Source organism: Streptomyces sp. NPDC050704, from assembly GCF_040654355.1.
In the GTDB taxonomy this organism is placed as follows: Bacteria; Actinomycetota; Actinomycetes; order Streptomycetales; family Streptomycetaceae; genus Streptomyces.
On sequence record NZ_JBFAHW010000013.1, the window covers coordinates 109,957 to 136,125 of the forward strand.

A 26,169-nucleotide genomic window follows, 5' to 3' on the forward strand; every position below is an offset into this window, starting at 1 on the left:
AGGCCTGCTCCAGCCCCGGATCGGCAGCGGGGCTCTCCCGCCTTCGTCCCTTCGCTCCTTCGGCAATCGATCCGGTGTCAGGGCAGGAGGAGGACCTTGCCGGTCTGTCGTTGGCTTTCCAGGTATGCGTGGGCCTCGGCCGCCTCTGCCAGGGGGAAGGCCCGGTCGATGATCGGGTTGATCTTTCCGGCCGCCAGAAGTTCCAGGCACAACTGCTGGTCCCGCAGCGTCGCGCCGCGCACACTGGCGATCCTCACCTGCCCGCCGATGAGCGCGAGTGCGTCCAGTTCGAGCCGGGAGCCCTGGCCGGCCGGTGTGCCCAGGACGATGACCGCGCCGCCGAGCCGTATGCAGGAAAGGGAGAGCTGGAAGAAGTCGTTGCCGCCGACGCAGTCCCAGACGGCGTCGGCGCCCAGACCGCGCGTCAACTCCCTGACCTGTGCGGGCAGTCGGGGGTCGGTGGAGTGCAGGATGTGGTCGTAGCCGAGCTTCCTGAGCGCTACGTCGCGGTCCGGCTTGGTGGTGGTGCCGATGACGGTGGCTCCGCTCAGCTTCGCCAGTTGGGCGCAGGCGATCGCCATTCCGCCGCTGGCGCCGGTGATGACCACCGTGTCGCCGGGACCGACCGGTGCCTGCCGCGCGCAGTTGAGCGGGGTGGTGTAGGTCCACATGGTGGCTGCGGCTGTCTCGAAGCCGACGCCGTCGGGGATGGGCAGGATCGCGTCCTGGCGACGCACGACGTACTCGGCGTATCCGCCGAAGACCTGGTGTCCGGGGTAGGCGGTGTCGACGCACAGGTTCTCGAGCCCGCGTACGCACAGGGCGCAGTTGCGGCACGGTGGATGCGGAAGCTGCACCACCCTGTCTCCGGGACGCCACCCGGTGACGTTCTCGCCGGTGGCGACGATCTCCCCGGCCGCGTCCCGGCCCAGCTGGAACGGCAGCGGCCACGCCGGCCGTCCCGGGAGAGGCTGCGGCAGGTTGCCCGCGCGGTACCGGAGGTCCCAGCTGTTGACGGCCGTGGCGTGCACGCGCATCAAGATGTCGTCGGGGCCGACCTCGGGAATCGGCGCCTCTACGTACTTGAGCACCTCGGGCCCGCCATGTTCGAACAGGCGGACCGCCATCATGTTCTGTTCCACTCTCATGTTCCTTCAGATCGTTACGCGGTTCATCGGGGGATCCATGGAGCCGCCGGCGCCTCGCCCGCTCCGCTGAGATCACGCGGCGCGTACTCGCTGAGCGTCTGCCGAACCTGATCCACGTGGCGGGACGAGGAGTGCCTGCATGACCGCCAGGCAACAGCCGCCTCATGAGGCACGTACCACTCGGTGCATGAAGCTTCCGTGAAGCCGGGTTCGCCACGTCGGCGCCCGTTCCTGCAGCGGCGCAGTGGCGCAGCCGCGTCCGAAGCCGCAGTTCTCAGCCCCCTGGGGCGGGTTCCTGCGGTAGGCGCAAGGTGAACGTCGCTCCCTTGCCCAGCCCGGCGGATTCCGCGGTGATGTCTCCGCCGTGGGCTTGGGCGATGCCCCGGGCGATGGTCAGGCCGATGCCGCTGCCGCCGGCGGCAGCGGCGGACCGGCCGGGATGCTCAAGGCGTTCGAAGCGGTGGAAGATGCGCTCGTGGTCGTGCTCGGCGATGCCGATGCCGTCGTCCATGACGCGGACGACCACGTGGTGCACGGGAGACGGTTCGGTGTGCACGGACACCGTCACATGCCCGTGCCGATCGCATGCGGCCAGTGCGTTGCCGAGCAGGTTCACCAGGACCTGGGTGATCCGGTCCCGGTCGCAGAAGGCATCGACGGGTGTGCCTGCGTCCACGACGAGGGTCACCAGCTGGTCGTCGTACTGGGGGCGCAGTCGCTCGGCCGTGGCCCGTGCCAGTGTGGCCAGGTCGGCGGGCTCCTGGTGAAGGCTGAAGGCACCCTCCTCCGACCGGGACAGGCTGGAGAGGTCGCCCGTCAGGCGCTGCAGTCGGTCCAGGTCGTCGGCGAGGGAGGCGAACATCGCCTCATCGGGGACGAAGATGCCGTCGGCCATGCCCTCGATCTGGCCGCGCAGGATGGTGATGGGGGTTCGCATCTCGTGGGCGACCTCGGAGATCAGCCGGGCGCGGCGGCGTTCGGTGTCGGCGAGGGCTGCCGCCAGTGTGTTGACGTCTTCGACCAACGCCGCCAGGCCCGGCTCACTGGGGAGTTCGAGGATGTCGTCGTAGTGTCCCTCGGCGAGCCGGGCCGTGGCGGCGCGCACCCTGTCGAGCGGACGCAGCAGAAACCGGGACAGGGCGACGGACGCCGGGAATGCCGCGGCCACTCCGAACAGAAGGCCGACCTGCAGGACCACGTCGCCTTCGATGTCGGCAAAACCGAGCCACACCTCGATCAGCGCGCTGATCGCCGCCATGGCCAGCAGTGCCAGGAGCAGCACCATGACGTGTGAGAGCACCAGCCGGTTGCGCAGCGACAGCCGCTCCTGGATTCGGCGCAGCCGCGCACGACTCCTGCGGTAGGCCGGGAACCCGGAGGGCGACATGGCTGGGTGTCCTTCCTGGCCGCTAGGCGGGACGCCCGACGAACCGGTAGCCGATGGTGCGGACGGTGCCCACGAACCGCGGTGCGCTCGCGTCGTCGCTCAGTGCGCGCCGCAGGGTACGGATGTGCACGTCAACAACGCGCTCGTCGCCGAAGAAGTCCTCGCCCCATACCTGGGTCAGCAGTCCGCGCCGGGTGAAGACCCGCCCGGGGACCCGGGCCATGACGAACAGCAGATCGAAGTCGAGGGCGGACAGCTCCACCGTCCGGTCGGCGTCGAGGAGGACGGTCCGTGTCCCGGGATCGACAGTCAGTCCGTCGAAGCGCAGCACGTCGTCCTTGGGGGCCGTCTCGGGGCGGCTGTCGGTGCGGCGCAGGATGGCACGCACCCGTAGTGCCAGTTCGCGGGGGCTGAACGGCTTGGTGACGTAGTCGTCGCTGCCGGTGGTGAAGCCGATCAGCCGGTCGACCTCCTCGTCCCGGGCGGTGAGCATGATCACCGGGATCTGACTCGCTTCCCGGATGCGGCGCAGGACCTGGAATCCGTCGAGCCCCGGGAGCATCACGTCGAGCACCACGAGGTCCGGCCGGTCGCGGGTGACGGCCTGCAGGGCGGACGGTCCGTCCGCGGCCTCGATGACGTGGATCCCGTCCGCCTCCAGGTAGCCGCGCACGGTCATGCGGATCTTGGGTTCGTCATCGACGACCAGAACGCGCTGCGTACTCATCGTGCTCGCTTTCCATCGCCGAGGTGGGGAGGGGAAGGGGAGGGCCGTCGTGGCCGCGGGGTGACCGGCGGCGTGGAGGCAGAGGGCCTCGAATGTGATCAGCGTACGGTGGATGTCGTGGCCGGCGACGATCTCCCGGCCTGCCACGCCCATCCGGTGCCCGGGCCACCGGGGCGTGGAGCAGCTCCATGAGGCCCTCCTCCACGCGGACCGGCCGCGGGAAGCGCGGCCGGTGAAGCTCCCGCCGCGTAGCGGTGCACCGGCCCGCCCGGTGACGGGACACCGTCCACCGGATCGGTGGGAAAGACGGCACTGAGTACGAGCCCGGCACAGCCGACGCTCAAGGCAGCCGGTGCGGCGGCGCCGACCGGCAGTCGGCTGCGGAGCAGACCCGCGAGCAACGCCACCCAGCCGACCCCGCCGCCGCAGGGCATCGTGATCAACGGTGGCCGACGACGGCGGCGGTATGAGAAAGACCTGCATGCGCGCCAGGCAACAGGTGCCTTGTGAGGCGCCTGCCACTCGGCATATGAAGCTTCCGTAAAGCAGGTCGGAAGCCGTTGGCCCGTCGGAAATCCCTCGCAGGACCGCTCCGGATGTCGGTTTTCCCGGTTCAGGGAGCTGTGGCTGGCTCGGGAGGCGGGAGTGGCCGAAAGGTATCGGCGTGTAAGCCGAGTGCGGCCTCGCCGCGCTACAGAGGAGAGTTCCTTGAACGTCGCACCAACGGTGAACAAGCCGCGAGAACGGCAGGTGGCCACGCTGGTCATGGCCTGTCTCGGGATGTTCGTCGCCTATCTGCCAGTGACCACCGTCTCGGTGAGCCTGCCCGCCATTCAGAGCGCGTTGCACGTGTCGACCTCCCAACTGACCTGGGTCTCGTCCGCGTTCCAGCTCCCCATGGCTGCTTTCATCCTGACCGCCGGGGTCTTCGGCGACGTACACGGCCGCAAGAAGGTGTACCTGGCAGGCCTCGTGCTGGCCGGCGCGGGAGCCGTCATCGCGCTGTCGGCACAGTCGATCGAGGTTCTGTGGGTCGGTCAGGCGTGCGCCGGGTTGGGCGCGGCCGCGTTGCTGCCGTCGACGTTGGCCCTGATCAGCCATGCCGTGCCCGACCCCCGCAAGCGCGGCAAGTTCGTCGGCCTCTGGGCGGCGTCCCTGATGGCCGCCCTGGCCGTCGGCCCGCTGATCGCCGGTGTGATCCTCGACCACACCACCTGGCGGTGGATCTTCCTTCCGGTCATACCGGTTGTGGTCATCACCCTGGCGGTCGCGGCACCACTGGTGACCGACTCCCGCGCTCCCGGTGAGCGCCGGCTGGACTGGCCCGGTCAGATCACCGCAGCGGTGACGATCAGCGCGCTGGTCTACGGCGTCATCGAGGGCGGTGCCGCCTCGTTCACCGAGGGCCGGGTGATCGCGGCCCTCGTGCTGGCTGCGGTCGGCGCCGTCGCCTTCGTCCTGTTCGAGTGGCGCAGCACGAGCCCGATGCTGGACCTGTCGCTCTTCCGCAGCGCGGCCTTCAGCGCGACGGCCCTCATCGCCATGATCACGTTTCTGGGGCTGATCGGTTTCTTCTTCGTCCTCAGCCTCTACTTCGGCATGGTGCAGCACCTCGACACCCTGCACGCGGGTTACCGGCTGCTGGTCGTCAGTGTGGTGTCCCTGGTCGTGGGCGCGCTGGCAGGGCGCCTCATGCACCGGATCCAGCCTCGGGTCATGATCACCACCGGCCTGCTGGTCACCGTGGGATCGCTGCTGTCCTTGACCGCGATCGACGCCGGGACCGGCTTCGGTCCGCTGGCCTGGCGGCTGGCCCTGCTCGGCCTCGGTCTCGGACTGGTGATCACCCCGATGACCGCCACGGCGGTCGCGGCGGTGCCACACCACCTGGCCGGTATGGCGGCGGCTGGCAACAACGCCTTCCGGCAGGTCGGCGCCGTGCTCGGCCCGGCCGTGCTGGGCACCCTGCTGACGACGAAGAGCGCCGACACCCTGCCCGGCCACCTGCGTGACGTCGGCCTCACCGGACCCGTGGCCGACCGGATCACCGACGCCGTGGACGCCGGCGGCCTGGGAGCGGCGGCCCGGATCAACCTCGGCCAGGACACCGGTCGGGCCATGGGCGCGTTGGGCGAGGCCTTCCTCGACGGCCTCTACCTGTGTCTGATCGTGGCCGCATGCCTGGCCCTGTTCGCCGCACTCGTCGGCGCGGTACTGCTGCGGACTCCGCGGCGCACGATGACGACTGTTGCCGGTTCCGCGGTCCAGGTGGCATCCGAGGATGCCGAGCCCTCCGTCGCGTTCGAGGTCGAGCCGGAGCCGGTGCTGGTCGGTGCCCCTGCCCGGGGGCGGTCGGAGGAGCCCGGGCAGCGGCCGGGCGCGGTCGGCTCCGCAACCGGTGGCGACACGTTCGTCCCTGACGGTGGACTGGGTCCCGCCCTGTACGGCCGGACCCTTGAGACGGGTGGGGAGGCCGTCGAGGGAGCCACACTGACGCTGATCTCACTGGGCGGGCGCCAACTGGGCCGGGCCGTGGCGCATTCCGGAGGGCGTTACCGTCTGGACGCACCGAGCGCGGGATCGTACGTTCTGATCGCGGCGGCGGAGGGCCACCAGCCGCAGGCGTCCACCGTGGTGGTGGGCGAGGAGCCGCTGTCCCACGACCTCCTGCTGTCCGCGAACAGCGGGTTGGCCGGCACGGTGGTCACCGCCGGAGACGGGGCGCCCGTGCAGGGCGCGACGGTGGCGGTGACGGACGTGCGGGGAGAGGCACTGGCCGCCGAAACGACCGACGCATCAGGCGCGTTCGCGTTCGGAGAGCTGCCGCAAGGTGATGTCACGGTGATCGTGAACGCGGCGGGATTCCGGCCCGCCGCTCTCCCGGTGCGGGTGTTCGGCCCTCGACTCGCCCGTCTGGACGTGGCGTTGTGGCCGGGGGCGGTACTTCGGGGCACCGTTCGGGCGGGCACGGATCGCCGACCACTGACCGACGCGCGGGTCACGCTCGTGGACAGGGCGGGCAACGTGATCGGCACCGCGACCACCGGACCGGACGGTGGCTACGCCTTCACCGACCTGGACGCGGGCGACTACTCGGTGATCGCCGGCGGCTATCCGCCGGTTGCCGCGCCGGTGGCAGTGGACGGACCGGGACGTGAGCTCGACCTGGAACTGGCTCATCCGGAGAGCTGAGCCGGCCACCATGACAAGCCGACCTCGACGCGATCGTGTGCCGGGGTCAGCGGGGCGGTTCGTAGGTGAGTTGCTTGACCTGGCGCAGGATGAGAGCCGACTCCACCGCTTGGATGCCGCTGAGGGCACCGATCTTCTCGCTCAGGTAGGTGTACAGCTCGTCGGGGCTGCGGAAGCGGACGGAGGCGACGATGTTGGCCTGGCCCGTGGTGGCGGCCGCGAAATGCACCTCCGGGTGTGCGGCCAGGCTGCGGCCGACGTCGGCGAGCGCGCGGGGCGCCACGGTGAGCCAGAGCATGGCGCCGACGTCCTGCCCGAGGGACCCGTGGTCGTACTGCACGTCGAAGTACAGCACGCCGGTGGAGCGCAGGTTCTCGAGCCGCCGGGTGACCGCCGACTCGGACTGGCCGGTGGCCTTCCGCAGGTCCGTGAGGGTGGCCCGGCCGTCGCGGCGGAGCATCGTGAGCAGCGCCTTGTCGGCCTCGTCCGGAGTGACGGGGGCATCGAGCGACATCGGAGCCGGCAGTCGCAGAGCAGCCTTCTGGTCGGGGGTGAGCGCGTTGGACTTGTTCAGCCCGCCGAGCGGGCCGCCGTAGAAGGAGTGCAGCAGGCAGTGGGCGGTCACCGTGACGATCTGCGGGGTGCGCTGGAGCCGGTCGAAGAGCAGCTCGTCCCGTTCCTTTCGGCTGCGTGGTTTCATGCCGCAGACGACCTCTGTGCCACCGGAGATGAGATTCACGTAGAGCGTGTCGGGGCGTTTGGCGAGTGCGTCCGCGAGCTGTTCCGCCACGTCCGGAGTGCAGTGCAGTCGTACCATCCAGCTCTGCCGGCCGAGGCGGTTCTCGTCCGTCATGCCGAGCACCCGCACGTTGACGGTGTCGTGCAGCCGCCGGTACCGCCGGGCGACGGTCTGGTCGGAGACCCCGAGGACGGCGGCGATACGGCTGAACGGGGCGCGCCCGTCGAGCTGCAGGGCTTGCATGATCTGGAGGTCGAGGGAATCGAGTGTGGGGACGCCCACCGGTTCTCCTTCGGGCAGGGGCGGAACGCGCCGCTGAAGCGCGGAACAGTACGGGCGGTGAGCGGTGCGCTCGGCGCAGCCGGGCACGGGCCCGCTTCCCCTCTGGAACGGGACCGGTCAAGGCGCCCGGACCGCGTCGGCCACCTCATCGAGGAGTGCCCTCAGCTGCGAGGTCTTCTCGGGACCGAGCTTCTCGGCGATCTGCTGTTCGATCTCCACGATTACGGCATCGGCATCACGCAGGACCTCGCGGCCGGCGTCGGTGAGGTGCAGCTCCTGCACGTGGCGGTGGCGCGGGTGCGGTCGGCGTTCGAGGTGGCCACGCTCCTCCAGGCGGGCAACCTGGGAGGCCACTGCCTGCGGGGTGACGTTCAGGCGGCGGGCCAGTTCCGCGCCGGTCAGACCGGGATCGGAATGGACGTTGATCAACAGGGTGTACTGCGCGGCCGCGAGACCCAGCGGTCGCAGCCGCTGATCCTTCCAGGCCTGAGCAGCCCACTCAGCCCGCCGCATCGCCCAGGTCACCCGGTCCAGTGCGTCGGCAGCGATCAGCCCGTCATCGTCGTGTCTCACGCCGCGAGAATACGACACCTGGGCATATGTCAAACACCTGATCACAGCCAACTGCCTGACCACTGGTCCTTCTTGAGGGCCTGCCGCGGCTCAGTCCTCGCGAACCGTCTCGGCCACCCGGTCGAGCAGCCCCCGCAGTTGGGCGCTTTCCTGCGGGCCGAGACCGCCGGTGATCTGCAGCTCGATGCCGGCGATCACTTGGTCGCCCGCGCGCAGGACCTCGCGCCCGGCGTCGGTGAGGTGCAGCTCCTGCACATGCCGGTGCCGTGGGTGCTCGCGTCTCTCCAGCTGCCCGCGGCTCTCCAGCCGCGCCACCAGTGACGCGACGGCCTGCGGGGTCACGTTGAGGCGGCGGGCCAGTTCGGCGCCGGTCAGTCCCGGGTCGGAGTGCACCGACATCAGGAGGGTGTAGTGCGAGGCCACCAGGCCCAGCGGGCGCAGCCGCTGCTCCTTGAGTGCCAGTACCGCCAGTTCCGCGCGGCGCAACGCCCAGGTCACCCGGTCAAGAGCGTTGGGCCCGATGGGCTCCTCATTGTTTCGTGTCACGGGAGAAGGATACGACACTTCATAATCATCAAGTGTTTGACACTGCTCCAGTATCTGAATAACACTTACCCCATGACTCGTACCCTCGCTCTGATCACTGGCGCCTCCTCCGGCATCGGCGCCGCCTACGCCCGACTCCTGGCCGACGACCACGACCTCGTCCTGGTGGCGCGACGCGCCGACCGGCTCGCCGACCTCGCCGAGGATCTCCGCGCCCATGGGGCGGCCGTCGAGGTGCTGCCCGCCGACCTCATGACCCACGACGGGATCGCCGCCGTCACCGACCGCCTGGCCGCCGGGGATGTGCGCACGCTGATCAGCAACGCCGGCGCCGGGGGCTACGCCCCGCTCGCCGATGTCGAGTCGGCCGACATCGACCGCCTGCTCACCCTCAATGCCGTCGCCCCCGTCCGGCTGGTCCACGCCGCACTTCCCGGAATGCTCGCGGCGGGCGAAGGCGCGATCGTCACCGTCGCCTCGCTCCTCGCCTTCAGCGCGGGCTTCACGGACCCGCGAGCGCCTCGACGCACCCTGTACGTCGCCGCGAAGGCCGCCACCTTGGGTTTCACCCGCACCCTCGCCAATGAACTCGCCGACACCCCGCTCCGCGTCCAGGTGCTGTGCCCCGGCGTGGTGGCGACGGAGTGGAACGGTGGCGCCGGCCACAACATCCCCTGGGCGATGACGCCCGAGGACGTGGCGTCGGCCAGCCTGGCCGGGCTGCGCCTGGGGGAGACTGTCTGCGCCCCCGGTCTGGAGGGTCAGGGCTCCGCCCTGGACGCCTTGCTCGCCGCGGAGACCGCTTTCGTCTCGGGCGGCAACCAGCCGGCACTCGCGGTTCGTTACGCGGCTCCGCGCGCTTAGGGCGGCCATGGCCGACGGGCGGGTGACTGTCTTCCGCGCGCCCTGGCTTCCTGGCCGCCGTCTCGTTCGTGCCGCTGTTGACCTGACCGGCTGATTGAGTCACAAGAGCGTTGTCCACCATCAAGCACTTGACTCTGACCAATGGTTTGCTAATCTGGCGCTTGCCGAGGCCTTCGAGCCATCGCTGAAGTCATTCACGTCGGCGCGCACCCGCTGTCACACGGCGGCCCTTCACCGCGCTGAAGACCGCATCCGCAGCCTGCCAACACCCTCGGGGTGCCGCTCGGGGTGAAGCGGTCGTAAGGAAGTGGGAGAAACCCGTGACCAACAATCCTCCGAAGATCACGCGTGACGGAGTCATCGGATACGACGGGAGCGAGGTGGTCACCGTCGATCAGGCCACCGGGGCGGAGTTCGCCCGGTACCCCGCGGCGGGCAAGGAAGAGGCGGCCGCGGCTGTCGGGGCCGCCCGCTCGGTCTCCGGGCCCTGGTGGGACCTGGGATTCGAGGGCCGTGCCGAGCAACTGCGCGCGTGGCGGCGGGAGATGGCCGTCAGCGGCGAGGAGGGAGTCGCCCTCATCCACGCCGAGAACGGCAAGCCGCTCGACGAAGCCCGCGTGGAGGTGCTCGGGATTCTGGAGCACGTGCAGTACGCCGTCGAGAACGCCGAGCGCGTGCTGGGACGCCGGGAGGTCCCCGGCAGCCGCACCGTGCCCAACCAGCATGCGTGGGTCGAATACCAGCCCTATGGCGTCGTCGGTGTCATCGGCCCGTGGAACTTCCCCCTGCTCACGCCGGGGGCCATCCTGGTCGAGGCGATCGCGGCCGGAAACGCCGCCATCCTCAAGCCCAGCCAGATCACGCCCGGCATCGGGGAGTGGCTCGTCCGGACCTGGCGGCGCGCGGTCCCCGACTTCCCGGACGTCCTCCAGTGCCTCAACGGGTTCGGAGCCACGGGCCAGGCCCTCATCGAGTCCGGCCTGAACAAGCTCGCGTTCACCGGCAGCGTCAACACGGGCAAGACGGTGGCCGCCCAGTGCGCGCAGACCCTGACCCCCGTTCTGCTGGAACTCGGCGGAAAGGACGGCGTCATCGTGGCCGAGGACGCCGACCTGGACGAAGCCGCCGAGCACATCGTCTGGGGTGCCATACAGAACACCGGACACGGCTGCATCAGCCTCGAAGTGGCCTACGTCGTCGAGTCGGTGCACGACGCGTTCGTCGAGAAGATCAGCGACCTCGCCAGGCAGGTACGCGTCGGCAGCGACGAGGACGCGGAGATCGGGCCTGTTCCCCTGCCCACCCAGATCCCGATCATCCGGGAGCACATCCGGGACGCTCTCGATCGCGGCGCGACAGCCACCGTCGGCGGCCTCGACGCGGTGGGAGAGCGCTATGTCACCCCCACCATCCTCGTCGGCGTGAGCCCCGACGCCCTGGCGGTGACGGAGGAGACGTTCGGGCCCACGCTCGCCGTCGTCAAGGTCACCGACACCGAGGAGGCCGTCGCGCACATCAACTCCGGCCGCTACGGACTGGGCAGTGCCGTCTTCAGCCGCGGCCGAGGCGAAGACATCGCCCGTCGACTCCGCGTCGGCATGACCAGCATCAACGACGCCCTGGTGTTCTCCATCAACCCCGCGGTGCCCTTCGGCGGTCGCGGCGACAGCGGTTACGGGCGCAAGCAGGGCGAGGAAGGACTCCGGGAATTCGCCTACCCGCACTCCTTCACCGCCAAGACCGGCCCCGCCCAGTTCTCGGCCACCACCTTCGGCAGGCCCGCGGGCGCGATGGCGGGAGCCCTCGCCGGCGTGCGCAACGGAATCCTGGCCGAGAGCGGCGAGCAGACCGACTGACCAGGGCCGTCTGACCCGGGCCGTCGGACCACTCCGGAGGAAACGACGCGCACCGTCGCGGAGCGCGACAGCGATCGGCACGTCCAGACAACCACCGCGCCACCGATGAGGGAGAGCGGACATGTCCAACGAGCGTCCCGTCCAAGCCGTGACTCCGCCGGCCGAGCCCCCGACCGCGGCCACCCGGCGAAGATTCATCGCCGCGACCGCCGCTGCCGGCGGAGCCGCCGTGGTCGGCGGCCTGGCCGCGGGACAACCCGCGCTCGCCGCCGACGCGGCGCCCGGCAGCCGTGCCACCACGGCGGCCGGCGGCTCGAAGGACGACCGGAACGCCAAGAAGGAGAAGAAGATGCGCATCGTGGCCGTGGAAGAGGCGTTCTCCATCCCTGGAGCCATCCGGCAGGAGGCGGCGATCCGTGAGCGCACGGACGTGCCGGAGGCGATCAAGCGGGAGTGGTACCGGCGCTTGGACGACAGGACCGAGCTGCGGTTGGCGGACATGGACGCCAACGGCGTCGACATGCGGGTCCTCTCGTATGCCACGCCGGGTCTGGAAGTGATCGAGGATCCGGCGGAGGTCGTGGCCGTCGCGCGGCGGGTCAACGACTATCTGGCCAAGGTGGTCGCCGATCATCCGAAACGGTTCGCGGGCTTCGCGGTCCTGCCGCTGCAGGACCCCAAGGCCGCGGTCGTGGAGCTGCGCCGGGCGGTGAAGGAACTCGGGCTCAAGGGCGTGCTGTTCAACGACCATGTGCAGGGGCACTATCTGGACGAGCCGCAGTTCAGGCCGGTGTGGGCCGAGCTGGAGCGCCTGGGCGTGCCGCTGTATCTGCATCCGGCTGCGATTCCGGTCGACAACTGGCGTGTGTTCAACGGGTATCCCGCGCTGGTGGGGCCGTCCTGGGGCTGGACCGCGATGGTGGGCGCCCATGCGCTCCGCCTGATCTACGGCGGTGTGTTCGACCAGTTCCCGGGGGCGTCGCTGATGTTGGGACACATGGGCGAACTGCTGCCGTTCCAGATGGCCCGGCTCGACAGCCGCTACTCCCAGGTGCCGGTTGAGCGGAGGGTGAAGCACCTGCCCTCGTACTACCTGCGGAAGAACGTGTACGTGACCACCAGTGGAGTCATGTCGCATGCCGCACTGCTGGGAGCCGTCCATGCGGTCGGTGTCGACCGGGTGCTGTTCGCCATCGACTACCCCTTCGAGTCCAGCGCCGAGGCGGTGGGGTTCCTGCGTTCCGCACCGCACGCACCGGCCGACCTCGGGCGCATCGCGCACGGCAACGCCGAGCGCATTCTGGGGCTGTGAACAACCAACAGCCGCGTAGCCCTGCGGACTTCTCGCCCGCAGGGCGATCAGAGGAGTCACCATGCCCAAAGCAGTGCGATTCGCGGAATACGGCGGCATCGACGTACTGAACGTGGTCGATGTAGAACGGCCCGAACCCGGCGAACGTCAGGTACTCGTCAAGGTGGTGGCCGCCGGGATCAACCCGGGCGAGGCCGTGATCCGGCAGGGTCTCTTCCACGAGAGGTTTCCGGCGACGTTCCCGTCGGGCCAGGGCAGCGACCTCGCCGGGATCGTCGAGGAACTCGGCGCGGGAGTCACCGGATTCGCCGTCGGTGACGAGGTGATCGGCTTCACCGACGACCGGGCCAGCCACGCCGAGTACGTGATCGTGGCGGAGGACCACCTCACCCCCCGACCGGCGGGCGTCCCATGGGAGCAGGCCGGCGCGCTCTTCGTCGCCGGCACCACGGCGTACGCGGCGGTGCACGCCGTCAAGGCCGGGCGTGGCGAGACCGTGGTTGTCTCCGCGGCCGCCGGCGGGGTGGGCTCTCTCGTCGTGCAACTCGCGCGGCACGCCGGGGCCACCGTCATCGGTCTGGCGAGCGAGCCCAACCACGCGTGGCTCACCCGGCAGGGAGCGATCCCGCTGACCTACGGAGAGGGCGTCGGCGAGCGCGTCCGCACCGCGGCGGACGGCACGGTCGACGCCTTCATCGACACCTTCGGCGCTCCCTACATCGAACTGGCGCTGGAACTCGGCGTGCCCGCTGAACGGATCAACACGATCATCGACTTCCCGGGCGCGGCGAAGCACGGGACCAAAGCCGAGGGCACCGCGGCGGCGGCAAGCGCCGACGTACTGCGGGAACTTGCCACACTGATCGCCGACGGTGATCTGGAGATCCCCATCGCCCGTGTCCACCGGCTCGACGAAGTCCGCGACGCCTTCCGGGAACTGGAGCGACGGCACACGAGGGGAAAGATCGTGCTCAAGCCCTGACGGACCCTCGTCCCCGTTGATCCGTATCCGGCGGTCGTCCGAGGACCCTGCCGGTCCGGTCAGAGTTCCTGGCCGATGTCCCGCACGGTCGCGAGCAGCGGCCGGGACAGTTCCGTGAGCCGTGTGCGGGTGCACCGGACCGACGGAGCCGCCACGGCCACGGCGGCCACAGCGGTGCCCGTGCGGTCGCGCACGCATGCGCCGACGGCGTGCACGCCGCGCTCGCTCTCCTGGAGGTTGATGGCGTATCCGTGGCGCCGCACGGACACCAGCTCGTTCATCAGGCTCTCGAAGTCCTTGGGAGACTCGTGGGGAGACTTTGCCCGGTCGCCGGGGAGCCCGTTGGGGTAGAGGGCCCGGAGCCGGTCCACCGGCAGTGCCGCGAGCAGGGCCTTGCCGCCCGAGGTCGTGTGCGCGGGCAGGAGGGTGCCGGTGCGGTAGCTGACGCGCAGCGCCTGCGGGCCCTCCACGCCGTCCAGGAAGCGGCTGCCGTTGCCGTCGAGCACCATCAGGTGGGTCGTCTCGCGGACGGCGTCCGCCAGCCGTCGCAGGTGGGGGTGGGCGATGGTGATCAGGTCCGGGGGAGGGGCCGCCTGGCTTCCCCTGATCGTCTGGAGAGCCGGTCCCGGCCGGTACACCTTGTGGCGGTCCTGCGTCGCGAAGCCCTCGAAGACGAGCATCGCGAGGACCCGGTGCGCGGTCGAGCGCGCGACACCGAGCCGGTCCGCGACGTCCATCACCCGAAGCTCGTCGAGCTCGTGCAGCAACCGGACGACGCGCAGGGCGTTGCCGGCGGCACTCACCGGATACGAGGGGCTGGGCGAACGGTCCACCGAATTCTCCATAGCGGAATCCTAGACGCAAAGGATTCCGGTGAGGGGAAACATCGGCGTAGCGTCTTGAACCAGCGCCAAGAGGTGGGCGCTTCTTCCCGGGTCGCCGCACACACGACGTGGAGGGTTCCGTGACCGACACCACCAGCGAACAGACCGAGCGCAAGCTGCTCGACGAGCTCTACACGGACTTCAAGGACGCGGGCCTGATCCCGCTGTGGACGCAGGTGGACGACCTCATGCCGATGTCGCCGCAGCCCGCCGCCATCCCGCACCTGTGGCGGTGGGCGGAGCTGCTGCCCATCGCGCAGCGCTCCGGAGAGCTGGTGCCGGTGGGGCGAGGTGGTGAGCGCCGCGCGATGGCCCTGTCCAACCCCGGCCTGCCGGGCCTTCCTTACGCCACCGCGACTCTCTGGACCGCGATCCAGTACCTGGGGCCGCGCGAGGTCGCCCCCTCGCACCGGCACAGCCAGGGCGCCTTCCGGTTCGTCGTCGAAGGCGAGGGCGTGTGGACCAACGTCGACGGGGACGCGGTGGCGATGCGGCGGGGTGACCTGCTGCTCACCCCGAGCTGGGCCTTCCACGAGCACCAGAACGTCACCGACGAGCCGATGGCCTGGCTCGACGGCCTCGACATCCCGCTCGTCTCCCAACTGGACGCCGGCTTCTTCGAGTTCGGCCCCGACGAGCTCTCCACCCGCGAAACCCCCGAGCGCTCGCGCGGCGAGCGACTGTGGGGCCACCCCGGACTGCGCCCGATCGGCCAGCCCGACCAGCCCAACTCCCCGCTGGGCGCCTACCGCTGGGAGCACACCGACGCCGCCCTGACCGCCCAGCTGGAACTGGAGGACGAAGGCGTATCCGGCGTGCTGGAGCCCGGCCACGCCGGAGTCCGCTTCTCCAACCCCACCACCGGCAAGGACGCCCTGGTCACGATGCGTACCGAGATGCGGCGCCTGCGGGCCGGTACCCAGACCACCCCGGTGCGCACGGTCGGCTCCGCCGTCTGGCAGGTGTTCGACGGCGAGGCGGTCGCCCATGTCGGCGACAAGGTCTTCGAGATCGCCAAGGGCGACCTGTTCGTCGTGCCGTCCTGGTGCGAGGTCTCGCTGTCCGCCCGTACCCAGGTCGACCTCTTCCGTTTCAGCGACGAGCCCGTCTACGAGGCCCTGGGCCTCGCCCGCACCTCCCGAGGAGAACACAAGTGAAGCTCGCCACCATCCGGGTCGACGGCACCACGCGCGCCGTCCGCGTCGACGAGGCCAAGGCCGTGGACCTGGGCGAGAGCGACCTGGTGGCCTTCCTGCGCCACGGCGACTGGGCGGCGCGTGCCGCGGACGCCGACGGCCGGACGTACGAAGGCGCCCTGGACTACGCCCCGGTGGTCGTCGCGCCGGAGAAGGTCGTGTGTGTCGGCCTCAACTACCGCACCCACATTCTGGAGATGGGCCGCGAACTCCCCTCGCATCCGACCCTGTTCAACAAATACGCGCGGGCGCTGGTCGGCGCGTACGACGAGGTGACCCTGCCCGCTGCCTCCACGCAGATGGACTGGGAGGCCGAACTCGGCGTCGTCATCGGGACCGAGGTCCGGCACGCCGACACGGAGCGGGCACGGGCCGCGATCGCCGGATACACCGTGCTCAACGACGTCACCGCCCGCGACTGGCAGTACCGCACCACCCAGTGGGACCAGGGCAAGACCTTCGAGGCTACCACCCCGATCGGGCCGTGGCTGGTGACCGCCGACGACCCCGCGGTGTCCGCCCAGGGCCTCAGCCTGACCTGTGAAGTCGACGGCGACACGGTCCAGAAGGCCGACACCGGTGACCTCGTCTTCGACCCGGCCACGCTGGTCGCGTACCTGTCCGAGATCGTCACGCTGGTGCCGGGCGACGTGATCGCCACCGGGACTCCGGGCGGGGTCGGCCATGCCCGCAAGCCCGCCCGCTATCTCCAGGACGGGTCGGTCCTCACCACCCGGATCGAGGGGGTCGGTGAGTGCCGCAACACCTGCCGTCGGGAGACGCGGTGAACGCACGTCCGGACCCGATGCCGGAGTGGGCCGCCAAGGGCACGGCCGCCTTCGAGGCAGCCGTGCACGGGCTGACCGACCCGGGGCTCGGCAGGCCCTCGTACCTGCCGGGCTGGAGCAGGGCCCACGTCGTCGCCCACGTCGCCCGTAACGCCGATGCGCTCGTCAACCTGCTGGCCTGGGCGCGTACGGGTGTCGAGACGCCCATGTACGCGAGTGGCGGCCGGCGGGCGCGCGAGATCGAGGAGGGCGCCCGGCGCCCGGCCGAAGAACTGCGTGCGGAACTGCTCACGGCCGACAGCCGTCTCGCCGCGGAACTCGCCGCGCTGCCCGACGAGTGCTGGGCGGCGACCGTCCGTACCGCGCGAGGCCGTGAGGTGCCCGCCTCTCAGGTGCCCTGGATGCGGGTGCGCGAGGTGTGGGTGCACGCCGTCGACCTGAACACCGGCACCACCTTCGACGACGTCCCGCACGAGGTGTGCGCCGCGCTCCTCGACGACGTGACCGCCGCCTTCCGGGCCCGCTCGGACTGTCCCCCCGTCGAGCTGCGGGCCGAGGGCGACGCCCGCACCTGGCTCCTGGGCGTGCCCGGCGGCGCGGTGCCGGCCGCGGTGAGCGGTGACCTGTCCAGCCTGGCCGCCTACGCGACCGGGCGCCCCGTGCCCGGCCCGCTGTATCCCGCCGGCCGGGGACCCCTGCCGAAACTGCCCGCGTGGCTGTGAGCGGGAAGGAAAGAAGACGATGAGAGTTGCCTGCATCGGTGCGGGTCCCGGAGGACTGTTCTTCGCCACGCTGCTCAAGCGGAGCAGGCCCGGCGCCGAGGTCGTGGTCTTCGAACGCAACGGCCCCGACGACACGTTCGGCTTCGGAGTGGTCTTCTCCGACGCCACACTCGACGCCATCGACGCCGCCGACCCCGTCCTCAGCGAGGCGCTGGAGAAGCACGGCAGGCACTGGGACGACATCGAGGTGCGTGTGCACGGCGCACGGGAGCGCGTCGGCGGTATGGGCATGGCGGCTGTCGTACGCAAGACGCTGCTGAGCCTGCTGCAGGAACGGGCCCGCGCCGAGGGCGTCCGGATGCGCTTCCAGCACGAGGTCCGCGACCCCGCCGAACTGGACGACTTCGACCTGGTCGTGGTGTGCGACGGCGCCAACAGCCGCTTCCGCACGCTGTTCGCCGACGACTTCGGACCGACCGCCGAGGTGGCGAGCGCGAAGTTCATCTGGTTCGGCACCACCTACATGTTCGACGGGCTCACCTTCGTCCACCAGGACGGCCCACATGGTGTCTTCGCCGCCCACGCCTATCCGATCAGCGACTCGCTGAGCACCTTCATCGTCGAGACCGACGCCGACTCCTGGGCCAGGGCCGGACTCGACGCCTTCGATCCGTCGACCCCGCCGGGCACGAGCGACGAGAAGACCAAGAGCTACCTGGAAGACCTGTTCCGCGGGCAGATCGACGGGCACCCGCTGGTCGGCAACAACTCCCGCTGGGCCAACTTCGCCACGCGCAGGGCCCGTTCGTGGCGACGGGGCAAGTGGGTGCTCCTCGGCGACGCGGCGCACACCGCGCACTTCTCCGTCGGCTCCGGCACCAAGATGGCCATGGAGGACGCGGTCGCGCTGGCCGAGGCACTGGGAGAGGCGTCGCGCGGCGTGCCGGAGGCGCTCGAAATCTACGAGGAGCGCCGCCGCCCCAAGGTCGAAAGGATCCAGAACTCGGCACGGCCCAGCCTGTCGTGGTGGGAGCACTTCGGCCGCTACGTCCGCTCGTTCGATGCTCCGGCACAGTTCGCCTTCCACTTCCTCACCCGCAGCATCCCGCGCGGCAAACTCGCCGTGCGCGACGCGGCGTACGTGGACCACGTCGACGGATGGTGGCGGCAGCGCCACGAGGCAGCGCCCCTGGAGACACCCTTCAGCAGCGGACCGTTCCGGCTTCCGTCGCGCCGGGTGACAGTCGCCGACGGCCTGCTGACCGGGACCGACGGCACCGGCATCCCGATGACCCCCTTCAGCGGTCGGTCGTCCGGCGCGGGCGTGTGGATCGACGCCCCGGACACCGAGGAGGGTCTGCCGCTCGCCCTCGACCAGGTGCGCGAGGCGGCGGAGGAGGGCGTCCCGCTGATCGGCGTACGCGGTGGTACGACGCTGACCCGGGTTCTCGTAGCGGAGGAGGCACGGCTCGCGCACGGCCTGCCCGCCGCGGTCATCGGGGCGTACGACGACGACACCGCGACCACGCTCCTCCTGTCCGGCCGTGCCGACCTCGTCGGAGGCATCAAGTGACCGCCCTGGACCCGCTGTTCGCACCACGAGCCATCGCCGTGCTCGGCGCCTCCGCCACGCCCGGGAAGCTCGGCACGGCGATGACCGACTCGCTCGCCTCCTTCCCCGGCCCGGTGATGAGGGTCAACACCGGTCGCCCGGACCCCGTTCAGGGCTTCTTCCGCACCACCGGCGAGGCCACCGAAGCCCACGGCATCACTCCGGACCTGGTCGTCTCCTGCATTCCGGCCGCCGTGACCGCCGACGCCCTGCGCGAGGCGGCAGCCGTCGGCGCCCGCGCCGCACTCGTGTGCGCCGGCGGGTTCGCCGAAGCCGGCGGCGACGGTGCGCTGTACCAACAGGCGTTGGCCGTGGTGGTGCGGGACACCGGCATCCGTGTCCTCGGGCCGAACACGTCAGGCTTCCTCGCCCCCCACCGACGGCTCACGGCCAGCTTCGTGCCGGGCGTGGCCGACCTGGAGCCCCGCGCTGCTGGTCGAGCGGATGGCCCCCGTGGGCCCCGAACTCATCGTCGGCGTACGCCGCGACCCGGTCTTCGGCCCCGTGCTGGCCCTGGGCGCCGGGGGAACGGCCGCCGAAATCCTCGGCGACGTCTCCCTGCGTCTCGCGCCGCTGTCCGCGGACGAGGCCTACGCCATGCTCGACGAGCTCACCACCCGCGAGATGTTCCTCGGCGCACGCGGCGCCACCCCGGTCGACCGCGCGCGACTGACCCATGTGCTGCTGGCCCTTGCCTCCCTCGCCGCCGAGAACACCGTCGCCGAGTGCGAGATCAACCCCCTGCGCGTGCTGCCCGACGGTGACGTCGTCGCGCTCGACGCCGTACTGCTGCTGCGTGACTCCCGGGAACAAGGAGGATCCGATGATGCGTGAGGGATTCGTCCCCTGGCCCGATGAGGCGGCAGACCGTTACCGCGAGGCCGGGTACTGGCGTGGTCGGCCGCTCGGGTCGTACCTGCACGACTGGGCAGGGACTTACGGCGACTCGGTGGCCGTCGTGGACGGCGGCACACGCCTGACCTACCGTCAACTCGTGGACCGGGCCGACGGATTGGCGGGCCGACTGCTGGACTCCGGCCTCGACCCCGGTGACGCGATGCTCGTCCAGCTGCCCAACGGCTGGGAGTTCGTCACACTCACCCTGGCCTGTCTGCGAGCCGGGATCGCGCCCGTGATGGCACTGCCCGCGCACCGCGGTCACGAACTGCGCTACCTGGCCGGGCATGCCGAGGTCACGGCGATCGCCGTACCGGACCGACTCGGCGACTTCGACCACCAGGCCCTGGGGCGGGAGGTCGCCGAAGCCACGCCGAGCGTTCGGTTGCTGCTCGTCGCGGGTGACACGGGTGGCATGGGTGGCACGGTCGGCACCGGCGCCGCGGATCTGCGCGTGCTCGCCGAACCGGCCCACGACCCGGCCGCCGCACGGGCCCGGCTCGACCGGATCGCCCCGGAGAGCGGCGACATCGCCGTGTTCCTGCTCTCCGGCGGCACGACCGGGCTGCCGAAGCTCATCACCCGCACCCACGACGACTACGAGTACAACGCGAGGCGCAGCGCCGAGATCTGCGGCCTCGACTCCGACACCGTCTACCTCGTGTCGCTGCCCGCCGGACACAACTTCCCGCTGGCCTGCCCCGGGATCCTGGGCACCCTCATGAACGGGGGCCGGGTGGTCCTGGCCCGCACCCCGGGCCCCGACACGGTGCTGCCGCTGATGGCCGCCGAGGGCGTGACGGCCACCGCCGCCGTGCCGGCCGTCGCCCAGCGCTGGATCGACGCCGTGGCCTCCGGCCGCCATGCCGCCCCGCCCGCGCTACGACTGCTGCAGGTCGGTGGCGCCCGGCTGGCCCCGGAGGTCGCCCGCCGCGCCGAACCGGTGCTCGGCGGCACGCTCCAACAGGTGTTCGGCATGGCGGAGGGGCTGCTGAACTACACGCGCATGGACGACCCCGACGACATCAGGATCGAGACGCAGGGCCGCCCCATGTGCCCCGACGACGAGATCCTCGTCGTCGACGCCTCCGACAACCCCGTACCCCCCGGCAGCATGGGCGCCCTCCTCACCCGCGGCCCGTACACCCCGCGCGGCTACTACCGGGCCGACGAGCACAACGCCCGCGCGTTCACCCCCGACGGCTGGTACCGCACCGGCGACGTCGTCCGGTCGCATTCCTCCGGCAACCTCGTGGTCGAGGGACGGGACAAGGACCTCATCAACCGGGGCGGCGAGAAGATCTCCGCCGAAGAGGTCGAGAACCTCATCTACCGCCTGCCCGGTGTAGCCCGCGTCGCCGCTGTCGCGAAGCACGATCCGGACCTGGGGGAGCGGGTGTGCGCGGTCGTGGTCGTCGAACCGGGCGCCGACCTGACCCTCGCATCGGTCCGCGCCGCCCTCACCGCCATGCAGGTGGCCCGCTACAAACTGCCCGAGGACCTGCTCGTCGTGGACGAGCTGCCACTGACGAAAGTCGGCAAGATCGACAAGAAGCGTCTGCGGGACATCGTCCGAAACGAGGCGGACCAGGTCGAGGCGGTCTGACGGCGCCCGGCGGCGCAGCTGACCGCCTTCGGCTCGGGGTCTCGATGTGACGGTCGGTCACCAAGTCTGCCCCTGGGGACAGTTGAGTCTGCCTCGCTGTCCGGTGACGGGTGTCAGGCGCGGGCGTTAGCGTCCGCTCGTGAGTACGAGGAATTACCTGGAACGGCCGGTGGCGTGAAGGACGACGGCGCCGTGCGGGCACCGGCGCAGGAGGCAGCTGCCTCCGCGGAAGCGGCCGACCCGGCCCGTGAGAGTACTGTCTCGCCCCAACAGAAGCCGGCCGGGCAACGCCCCCGTCGGCGCGGCCCGGGACCTTTCACCCTGCTGGTGCTGCCGAGCCTGGTGACCGTCTGCGCGGTCGCCGGTTTCCTCGTCCTGACGGGCGGCCTCCCCGCGGACTGGGCCCCGGGCGCGGATGCGGAGCAGAGCGCCGCGGGCCGCGTCGACGACACGCACCGCCCATGGCTGCGCGAGGCCGCCGCCTGCACGGTTGTCACACCGTCACTGCTCGCCGCCCAGATCGACCAGGCCACCGGATGGCGGGCCGACACCGGTCGGCTCACGGACGAGCAGGGCATCGCCGGATTCACGGCCGCGCAGTGGCGGACCTGGGGCAAGGACGACGACGGCAACGGGGCGTCCTCGCCGCGCGATCCGGCCGACGCCATCATGGCGCTCGGCCGACAGGACTGCTCCCTTGCCCGCAAGGTCACGGACCTCAGAACCGAGGGCACCATCAACGGTGAACTGGTGGACCTCACCCTCGCCGCGTACGCGGTGGGACTCCGGGAGGTCACCGAAGCGGGACGCGTGCCCGCCGGGGCCCGGACCTACCTCTCCGAGGTGAAGGAACTCCTGCCGCGCTACAAGACGTTCGACCAGAAAGCTCAGAGCGGCGGGCCGGCGGACGCGATCCTCGCCGCACCCGTGACCACCCTCGTCGTCACCTCCCCCTACGGAGCCCGTCAGCACCCGCTCACCGGAGTGACCAAACTCCACACCGGTGTGGACTTCGGCGCGCCCCAGGGAGCCCAGGTCTCCGCCGCCCGCCAGGGTCAGGTGGTCTTCGCGGCGATGACCGAGGCGTACGGCAACCGCATCGTCATCGACCACGGGACGATCGACGGCAAGCGTCTGGAGTCGACGTACAGCCACCTGTCCTCGATCGACATCGCCGTCGGACAGACCGTGCCCAGCGGCGCACCCATCGGCCGGGTCGGCTCCACCGGTCTGTCCACCGGCCCTCATCTGCACTTCGAGGTGGTCTACGACGGCTACTACGCCGACCCCCAACCGTGGCTGGCCGTGCACAGTTGACGTCGTGTCAGATCTCCCAAGTAGCGGGGTTCTGCACGGCTCCTGAGTGATCGTCATGTCCGTCGGTGCAACGCCCCGCGCAGTTCGGGACTTTGAACTCGGGGATGACAAAGTATGGACACCTCAGTCGAAAGTCTCCTACCTTGGCGGCGCAACCGCAGCGCCCTACCGCAGAAGACCGGAGCGATATCCGGCACGGTCCGGTCCCCGCCTCATGGAGGACCAATGTCCAAACGCCTGTTTCTGCGTGCCCGAAGACACCTTGTTCCGCTGCTGGCCGGAGGCATCCTGGCCGGCGGTGTCTTGGCCGCCCCGGCGGCTTCCGCCGCTCCCTCGGAGATTCCGCCGCAGGAGCCCGGAGTCACGTTGCGCGTGTTCGACGTACAGACGCCACTGAGCAAGCTGTGCACCCTCAAGCCCGGCCAGACCCCCAACCACGACAAGCTGATGAACACGGTCGACTGGTCCACGGCAGCCGACTTCGGCGGATTCGAGGACAACTTCGTCACGGAGGCGTCCGGTTACCTGGACGTGCCGCGCGACGGTTCGTACGCGTTCCGCCTCACCAGCGACGACGGCTCACGGCTTTCCATCGACGACGCCACGGTCATCGATCACGACGGACTCCACGGCGCCGAGCCGAAGGACGGCACGGTCCACCTGACCGCGGGGCTGCATCCGCTGCGCGTCGAGCACTTCGAGCGGGCGGGCGGACAGCAACTGCAACTCGCCTGGAAGCCGCCGGGGGAGAGCGACTTCGCCGTCGTACCCCGCGAGGCGCTGAGCACCGACGCCGGTGTCGTCCGGGTGACGGCACCGGGACGCAAGGAGTGCGAGGCGAGCGGCGACGCCCCCGGTGACGGTCTGCCGCTGACCTCGGTGCGCCCCGACCTGACGCTCACCGACCTGCGCCCCGAAGGCTTCGAACCACAGGTCAGCGGCATGGACTGGCTGCCCGACGGCCGCCTCGCGATCAGCACGTGGGGCGGCACCGACAACGTTGCCGGAGAGGTCTACCTGCTGGACAACGTCACCGGCGAGACCAGCCGTGACAAGGTCACAGTCAAGAAGGTGGCGAGCGGGCTGCGCGAGCCCATGGGCATCAAGTACGTGGACGGATCGCTGTACGTCTCGCAGAAACACGAGCTGACCCGGCTGGTCGACAGGGACCGCGACGGTGTGACCGACGAATACCGGACGGTCGCCACCTGGCCGTACGGAGGCAACTTCCACGAGTTCGCCTTCGGCCTGCTGTACCGCGACGGCCACTTCTACGTGAACCTCTCCGTCGCCATCAACCAAGGCGGAGCGACCACGACTCCGCAACCCGCGCCCGGTCGCGGAACCACGTACAGGATCAGCAAGAAGACGGGCAAGATCAGTCCGGTCGCGGGCGGCCTGCGGACCCCCAACGGGATCGGCTGGGGCCCGGAAGGCGACATCTTCACCACCGACAACCAGGGCGGCTGGCTTCCCTCGTCGAAGCTCGTCCAGATCAAGCAGGACCGCTTCTTCAACCACTACACCGAGCCCTCAGGACCCTTCGACGACTCACCCGTCACCGAGCCGGTCCTGTGGCTGCCCCAGAACGAGATCGCCAACTCACCCTCCACACCCCTGTACCTGACGAAGGGCAGGTTCGCGGGCCAGATGCTGATCGGCGACGTCACCTACGGCGGCCTGCAGCGCGCCGACCTGGAAAAGGTGAAGGGCCAGTACCAGGGCGCCGTCTTCCGCTACACCCAGGGCCTGGAAGCCGGGGTCAACCGCATCACCATGGGCCCCGACGGCGCGATCTACGCCGGCGGCCTCGGCGCCGAGGGCAATTGGGGACAGGAGGGCAAGCTCAAGTTCGGCCTGCAGAAACTGACGCCCAACGGTGGCAACACCTTCGACATCCAGACCATGCGCGCGGTGCCGGGCGGCTTCGACCTGAAGTACACCCAGCCGGTGTCCCCGGAGACCGCCGCACAGCTCGCCGAACGCTACCGGGCCGAGCAGTGGCGCTACACGCCGACCACCGCCTACGGCGGCCCGAAGATCGCCGAGGAACAGCTCCCCGTGCGCTCGGCGACACTCTCCGAGGACGGCCTTACCGTCCAGCTGCGACTGGACGGTCTGAAGCCGGGCCGCGTGGTGCACCTGCGTTCCCCGCGCCCCTTCACCTCGGCCTCCGGTGAGTCGTTGTGGAACACCGAGGCCTGGTACACGCTCAATGTGATGCCCGGCAAGCAGCCGCCACCCGCCACCCTGTACGAGGCGGAGGAGGCACGCCTGACGGGCACGGCCGGCATCAACACCGACCATGCCGGCTATTCCGGCAGCGGCTTCGTCGACCGCTACGCCACCGAGGGCAAGGTCGCCACGACGTTCGACGTGACGGTCCCGAAGTCAGGCACGTACGACGTGAACCTGCGCTATTCCAACGGGCCGAACCCCTTCGAGGGCACCAAGTCCCTCTCCCTGTACGCCAATGGGAAGAAGGTGCGACAGACGAAGCTCGCCTCCACCGGCGGCTGGGACACCTGGTCCACACAGACCGAGAGCCTGGCCTTGCGCACCGGACACAACACAATCTCCTACCGGTACGAGCCCGGCGACACCGGCCATGTCAACCTCGACCTGATCACCGTGCACCCGGACGGCGCCCGGGTCGACCTCTTCGACGGCACAGCCGCCTCGCAGGCCCAGTGGCAGCACACGGACGGACGGCGCCTGGCGTGGCCGCTCACCGACGAGAAGTCGATGGAGGTGTGCTGCGGTGACATCCGCACCAAGGACGCGTACCAGGACTTCGCACTGCACGTGGAGTTCCGCGTCCCGCTGCTGCCACCGGACGTGACCGGCCAGGACCGCGGCAACAGCGGCATCTTCCTCCAGGACCGCTACGAGCTCCAGATTCTCGATTCCTACGGTGACACCACACCCGCCACCAACGAGGCCGGGGCGTTCTACCAGAAGAAGGCGCCCGACGTGAACGCGGCGACGGCTCCGGAGACCTGGCAGACGTACGACATCGTCTTCCGCGCGGCCCGCTACGACGACAGCGGCCGCAAGACCGCCGACGCCCGCGTGACGGTGGTGTGGAACGGCGTGCAGGTCCACGACGACATCACCCTCGACGGACCCACGGCCTCGGGCAGAGCCGAGACATCGGCCGCGGGAGCCATCCGGTTGCAGGACCACGGAAACAAGGTCCGGTTCCGCAACATCCGGGTGGAACCCCTGACGTGACGTGACGTGAAGCCGGGCCGAGGGCCACGCGGTCCCTCGGCTCGGTTTTTCCAGGAGCGGAGTCCGGTAGGACGCAGGAGCTACGTCACCCGCGGCACGCGCCCGGCTCGCCCAACTGGCAGAAGAACTCGCCTCCGGCTTCCGTCCCCATGTCGCTCCGGCCGTGACCCACATCACACACGTGACTCAAGGTCGTGAAGGCCGTGAACCTGACGGATCATCAGTCGTTCGCGCCCGAAAACATGGCCCTGACCAGCGCCGATGTGACCTCGTGTGATGGCGAGGCGTACTCTGCCCGTCCCACT

Annotated in this window: 21 protein-coding genes and 1 pseudogene; 14 read left to right on the forward strand and 8 right to left on the reverse strand. The window is 70.2% G+C overall.

Going from position 1 to position 26,169, the window contains the following annotated elements:
• Positions 1 to 77: 77 nt before the first annotated feature.
• From AB0I18_RS10120 to AB0I18_RS10135, 4 genes are all read right to left on the reverse strand, one after another.
• On the reverse strand, positions 78 to 1,142 hold the full coding sequence (locus AB0I18_RS10120; RefSeq protein WP_363104938.1) for a zinc-binding dehydrogenase: 1,065 nt from the start codon (positions 1,140 to 1,142) through the stop codon (positions 78 to 80).
• Between the two features lie 280 nt (positions 1,143 to 1,422).
• The gene (locus AB0I18_RS10125; RefSeq protein ID WP_363104939.1) at positions 1,423 to 2,535 is read right to left on the reverse strand and encodes a HAMP domain-containing sensor histidine kinase; all 1,113 of its coding nucleotides are present in this window, start codon (positions 2,533 to 2,535) and stop codon (positions 1,423 to 1,425) included.
• A gap of 22 nt (positions 2,536 to 2,557) precedes the next feature.
• Positions 2,558 to 3,262 carry a response regulator transcription factor gene (locus tag AB0I18_RS10130; protein ID WP_363104940.1) on the reverse strand — a complete coding sequence of 235 codons (705 nt, stop codon included), beginning with the start codon at positions 3,260 to 3,262 and terminating at the stop codon, positions 2,558 to 2,560.
• 98 nt (positions 3,263 to 3,360) lie between these two features.
• Entirely contained in the window at positions 3,361 to 4,029 is a 669-nt protein-coding gene (locus tag AB0I18_RS10135; protein ID WP_363104941.1) for a DUF998 domain-containing protein, read from the reverse strand.
• Here AB0I18_RS10135 and AB0I18_RS10140 point away from each other — a divergent pair.
• The gene (locus AB0I18_RS10140) at positions 4,028 to 6,454 is read left to right on the forward strand and encodes an MFS transporter (RefSeq protein WP_363104983.1); all 2,427 of its coding nucleotides are present in this window, start codon (positions 4,028 to 4,030) and stop codon (positions 6,452 to 6,454) included. The two genes, AB0I18_RS10135 and AB0I18_RS10140, sit on opposite strands and share 2 nt — an antisense overlap.
• A 46-nt stretch (positions 6,455 to 6,500) precedes the next feature.
• On the opposite strand, the gene AB0I18_RS10145 is transcribed toward AB0I18_RS10140, so the two are convergent.
• The 3 genes from AB0I18_RS10145 to AB0I18_RS10155 form a co-directional block, all read right to left on the reverse strand.
• Positions 6,501 to 7,475, reverse strand: coding sequence for an Lrp/AsnC family transcriptional regulator (locus AB0I18_RS10145; protein ID WP_363104942.1), 975 nt, complete (start codon positions 7,473 to 7,475; stop codon positions 6,501 to 6,503).
• Positions 7,476 to 7,592: 117 nt separating this feature from the next.
• Entirely contained in the window at positions 7,593 to 8,048 is a 456-nt protein-coding gene (locus AB0I18_RS10150) for a MarR family transcriptional regulator (protein ID WP_363104943.1), read from the reverse strand.
• A gap of 90 nt (positions 8,049 to 8,138) precedes the next feature.
• Positions 8,139 to 8,594: a MarR family transcriptional regulator gene (locus tag AB0I18_RS10155; RefSeq protein ID WP_363104944.1), complete on the reverse strand. Its 456-nt coding sequence runs from the start codon at positions 8,592 to 8,594 to the stop codon at positions 8,139 to 8,141.
• A gap of 72 nt (positions 8,595 to 8,666) precedes the next feature.
• Here AB0I18_RS10155 and AB0I18_RS10160 point away from each other — a divergent pair, with 72 nt between their 5' ends.
• The 4 genes from AB0I18_RS10160 to AB0I18_RS10175 all read left to right on the forward strand — a co-directional run bounded on the left by AB0I18_RS10160 (position 8,667) and on the right by AB0I18_RS10175 (position 13,608).
• Positions 8,667 to 9,458: an SDR family NAD(P)-dependent oxidoreductase gene (locus AB0I18_RS10160; protein ID WP_363104945.1), complete on the forward strand. Its 792-nt coding sequence runs from the start codon at positions 8,667 to 8,669 to the stop codon at positions 9,456 to 9,458.
• A 320-nt stretch (positions 9,459 to 9,778) separates the two neighbouring features.
• Complete coding sequence (locus AB0I18_RS10165; protein WP_363104946.1) at positions 9,779 to 11,314, forward strand: aldehyde dehydrogenase family protein; 1,536 nt, start codon at positions 9,779 to 9,781, stop codon at positions 11,312 to 11,314.
• Between the two features lie 121 nt (positions 11,315 to 11,435).
• Positions 11,436 to 12,626: an amidohydrolase family protein gene (locus AB0I18_RS10170; RefSeq protein WP_363104947.1), complete on the forward strand. Its 1,191-nt coding sequence runs from the start codon at positions 11,436 to 11,438 to the stop codon at positions 12,624 to 12,626.
• Between the two features lie 61 nt (positions 12,627 to 12,687).
• Entirely contained in the window at positions 12,688 to 13,608 is a 921-nt protein-coding gene (locus tag AB0I18_RS10175; protein ID WP_363104948.1) for an NADP-dependent oxidoreductase, read from the forward strand.
• 59 nt (positions 13,609 to 13,667) lie between these two features.
• On the opposite strand, the gene AB0I18_RS10180 is transcribed toward AB0I18_RS10175, so the two are convergent.
• A complete protein-coding gene (locus AB0I18_RS10180) occupies positions 13,668 to 14,453 on the reverse strand; it encodes an IclR family transcriptional regulator (RefSeq protein ID WP_363104949.1) in 786 nt (261 codons plus the stop codon).
• 119 nt (positions 14,454 to 14,572) lie between these two features.
• Here AB0I18_RS10180 and AB0I18_RS10185 point away from each other — a divergent pair, with 119 nt between their 5' ends.
• From AB0I18_RS10185 to AB0I18_RS10225, 9 genes and pseudogenes are all read left to right on the forward strand, one after another.
• Positions 14,573 to 15,649 (forward strand): cupin domain-containing protein, encoded by a 1,077-nt coding sequence (locus AB0I18_RS10185; protein ID WP_363104950.1) that lies wholly within the window; start codon positions 14,573 to 14,575, stop codon positions 15,647 to 15,649.
• Positions 15,646 to 16,476, forward strand: coding sequence for a fumarylacetoacetate hydrolase family protein (locus tag AB0I18_RS10190; protein WP_363104951.1), 831 nt, complete (start codon positions 15,646 to 15,648; stop codon positions 16,474 to 16,476). The genes AB0I18_RS10185 and AB0I18_RS10190 overlap by 4 nt, the downstream gene beginning before the upstream one ends.
• Positions 16,473 to 17,198, forward strand: a complete 726-nt coding sequence (locus tag AB0I18_RS10195; protein WP_363104952.1) for a maleylpyruvate isomerase family mycothiol-dependent enzyme — start codon at positions 16,473 to 16,475, stop codon at positions 17,196 to 17,198. Before AB0I18_RS10190 ends, AB0I18_RS10195 begins: the two co-directional genes overlap by 4 nt.
• Positions 17,199 to 17,217: 19 nt before the next feature.
• On the forward strand, positions 17,218 to 18,771 hold the full coding sequence (locus AB0I18_RS10200) for an FAD-dependent monooxygenase (protein ID WP_363104953.1): 1,554 nt from the start codon (positions 17,218 to 17,220) through the stop codon (positions 18,769 to 18,771).
• 80 nt (positions 18,772 to 18,851) lie between these two features.
• A pseudogene (locus AB0I18_RS10205) lies at positions 18,852 to 19,115 on the forward strand (CoA-binding protein); the annotation flags it as partial.
• Positions 19,116 to 19,254: 139 nt separating this feature from the next.
• On the forward strand, positions 19,255 to 19,644 hold the full coding sequence (locus tag AB0I18_RS10210) for an acetate--CoA ligase family protein (protein WP_363104954.1): 390 nt from the start codon (positions 19,255 to 19,257) through the stop codon (positions 19,642 to 19,644).
• Positions 19,637 to 21,313, forward strand: a complete 1,677-nt coding sequence (locus AB0I18_RS10215; protein ID WP_363104984.1) for a (2,3-dihydroxybenzoyl)adenylate synthase — start codon at positions 19,637 to 19,639, stop codon at positions 21,311 to 21,313. Before AB0I18_RS10210 ends, AB0I18_RS10215 begins: the two co-directional genes overlap by 8 nt.
• 174 nt (positions 21,314 to 21,487) lie before the next feature.
• A complete protein-coding gene (locus AB0I18_RS10220; protein WP_363104955.1) occupies positions 21,488 to 22,630 on the forward strand; it encodes a M23 family metallopeptidase in 1,143 nt (380 codons plus the stop codon).
• Between the two features lie 225 nt (positions 22,631 to 22,855).
• Positions 22,856 to 25,864 (forward strand): family 16 glycoside hydrolase, encoded by a 3,009-nt coding sequence (locus tag AB0I18_RS10225; RefSeq protein ID WP_363104956.1) that lies wholly within the window; start codon positions 22,856 to 22,858, stop codon positions 25,862 to 25,864.
• The last annotated feature ends 305 nt before the right edge of the window (positions 25,865 to 26,169 follow it).

What these genes read in the sequence shown, in the direction of transcription:
- AB0I18_RS10180 (WP_363104949.1), bottom strand. Translation starts at nt 14,453, where the DNA reads ATGGAGAATTCGGTGGACCGTTCGCCCAGCCCCTCGTATCCGGTGAGT.
- AB0I18_RS10175 (WP_363104948.1), top strand. Translation starts at nt 12,688, where the DNA reads ATGCCCAAAGCAGTGCGATTCGCGGAATACGGCGGCATCGACGTACTG.
- AB0I18_RS10160 (WP_363104945.1), top strand. Translation starts at nt 8,667, where the DNA reads ATGACTCGTACCCTCGCTCTGATCACTGGCGCCTCCTCCGGCATCGGC.
- AB0I18_RS10210 (WP_363104954.1), top strand. Translation starts at nt 19,255, where the DNA reads ATGGCCCCCGTGGGCCCCGAACTCATCGTCGGCGTACGCCGCGACCCG.
- AB0I18_RS10125 (WP_363104939.1), bottom strand. Translation starts at nt 2,535, where the DNA reads ATGTCGCCCTCCGGGTTCCCGGCCTACCGCAGGAGTCGTGCGCGGCTG.
- AB0I18_RS10130 (WP_363104940.1), bottom strand. Translation starts at nt 3,262, where the DNA reads ATGAGTACGCAGCGCGTTCTGGTCGTCGATGACGAACCCAAGATCCGC.
- AB0I18_RS10170 (WP_363104947.1), top strand. Translation starts at nt 11,436, where the DNA reads ATGTCCAACGAGCGTCCCGTCCAAGCCGTGACTCCGCCGGCCGAGCCC.
- AB0I18_RS10200 (WP_363104953.1), top strand. Translation starts at nt 17,218, where the DNA reads ATGAGAGTTGCCTGCATCGGTGCGGGTCCCGGAGGACTGTTCTTCGCC.
- AB0I18_RS10135 (WP_363104941.1), bottom strand. Translation starts at nt 4,029, where the DNA reads ATGACCAGCGTGGCCACCTGCCGTTCTCGCGGCTTGTTCACCGTTGGT.
- AB0I18_RS10225 (WP_363104956.1), top strand. Translation starts at nt 22,856, where the DNA reads ATGTCCAAACGCCTGTTTCTGCGTGCCCGAAGACACCTTGTTCCGCTG.
- AB0I18_RS10140 (WP_363104983.1), top strand. Translation starts at nt 4,028, where the DNA reads ATGGCCTGTCTCGGGATGTTCGTCGCCTATCTGCCAGTGACCACCGTC.
- AB0I18_RS10215 (WP_363104984.1), top strand. Translation starts at nt 19,637, where the DNA reads ATGCGTGAGGGATTCGTCCCCTGGCCCGATGAGGCGGCAGACCGTTAC.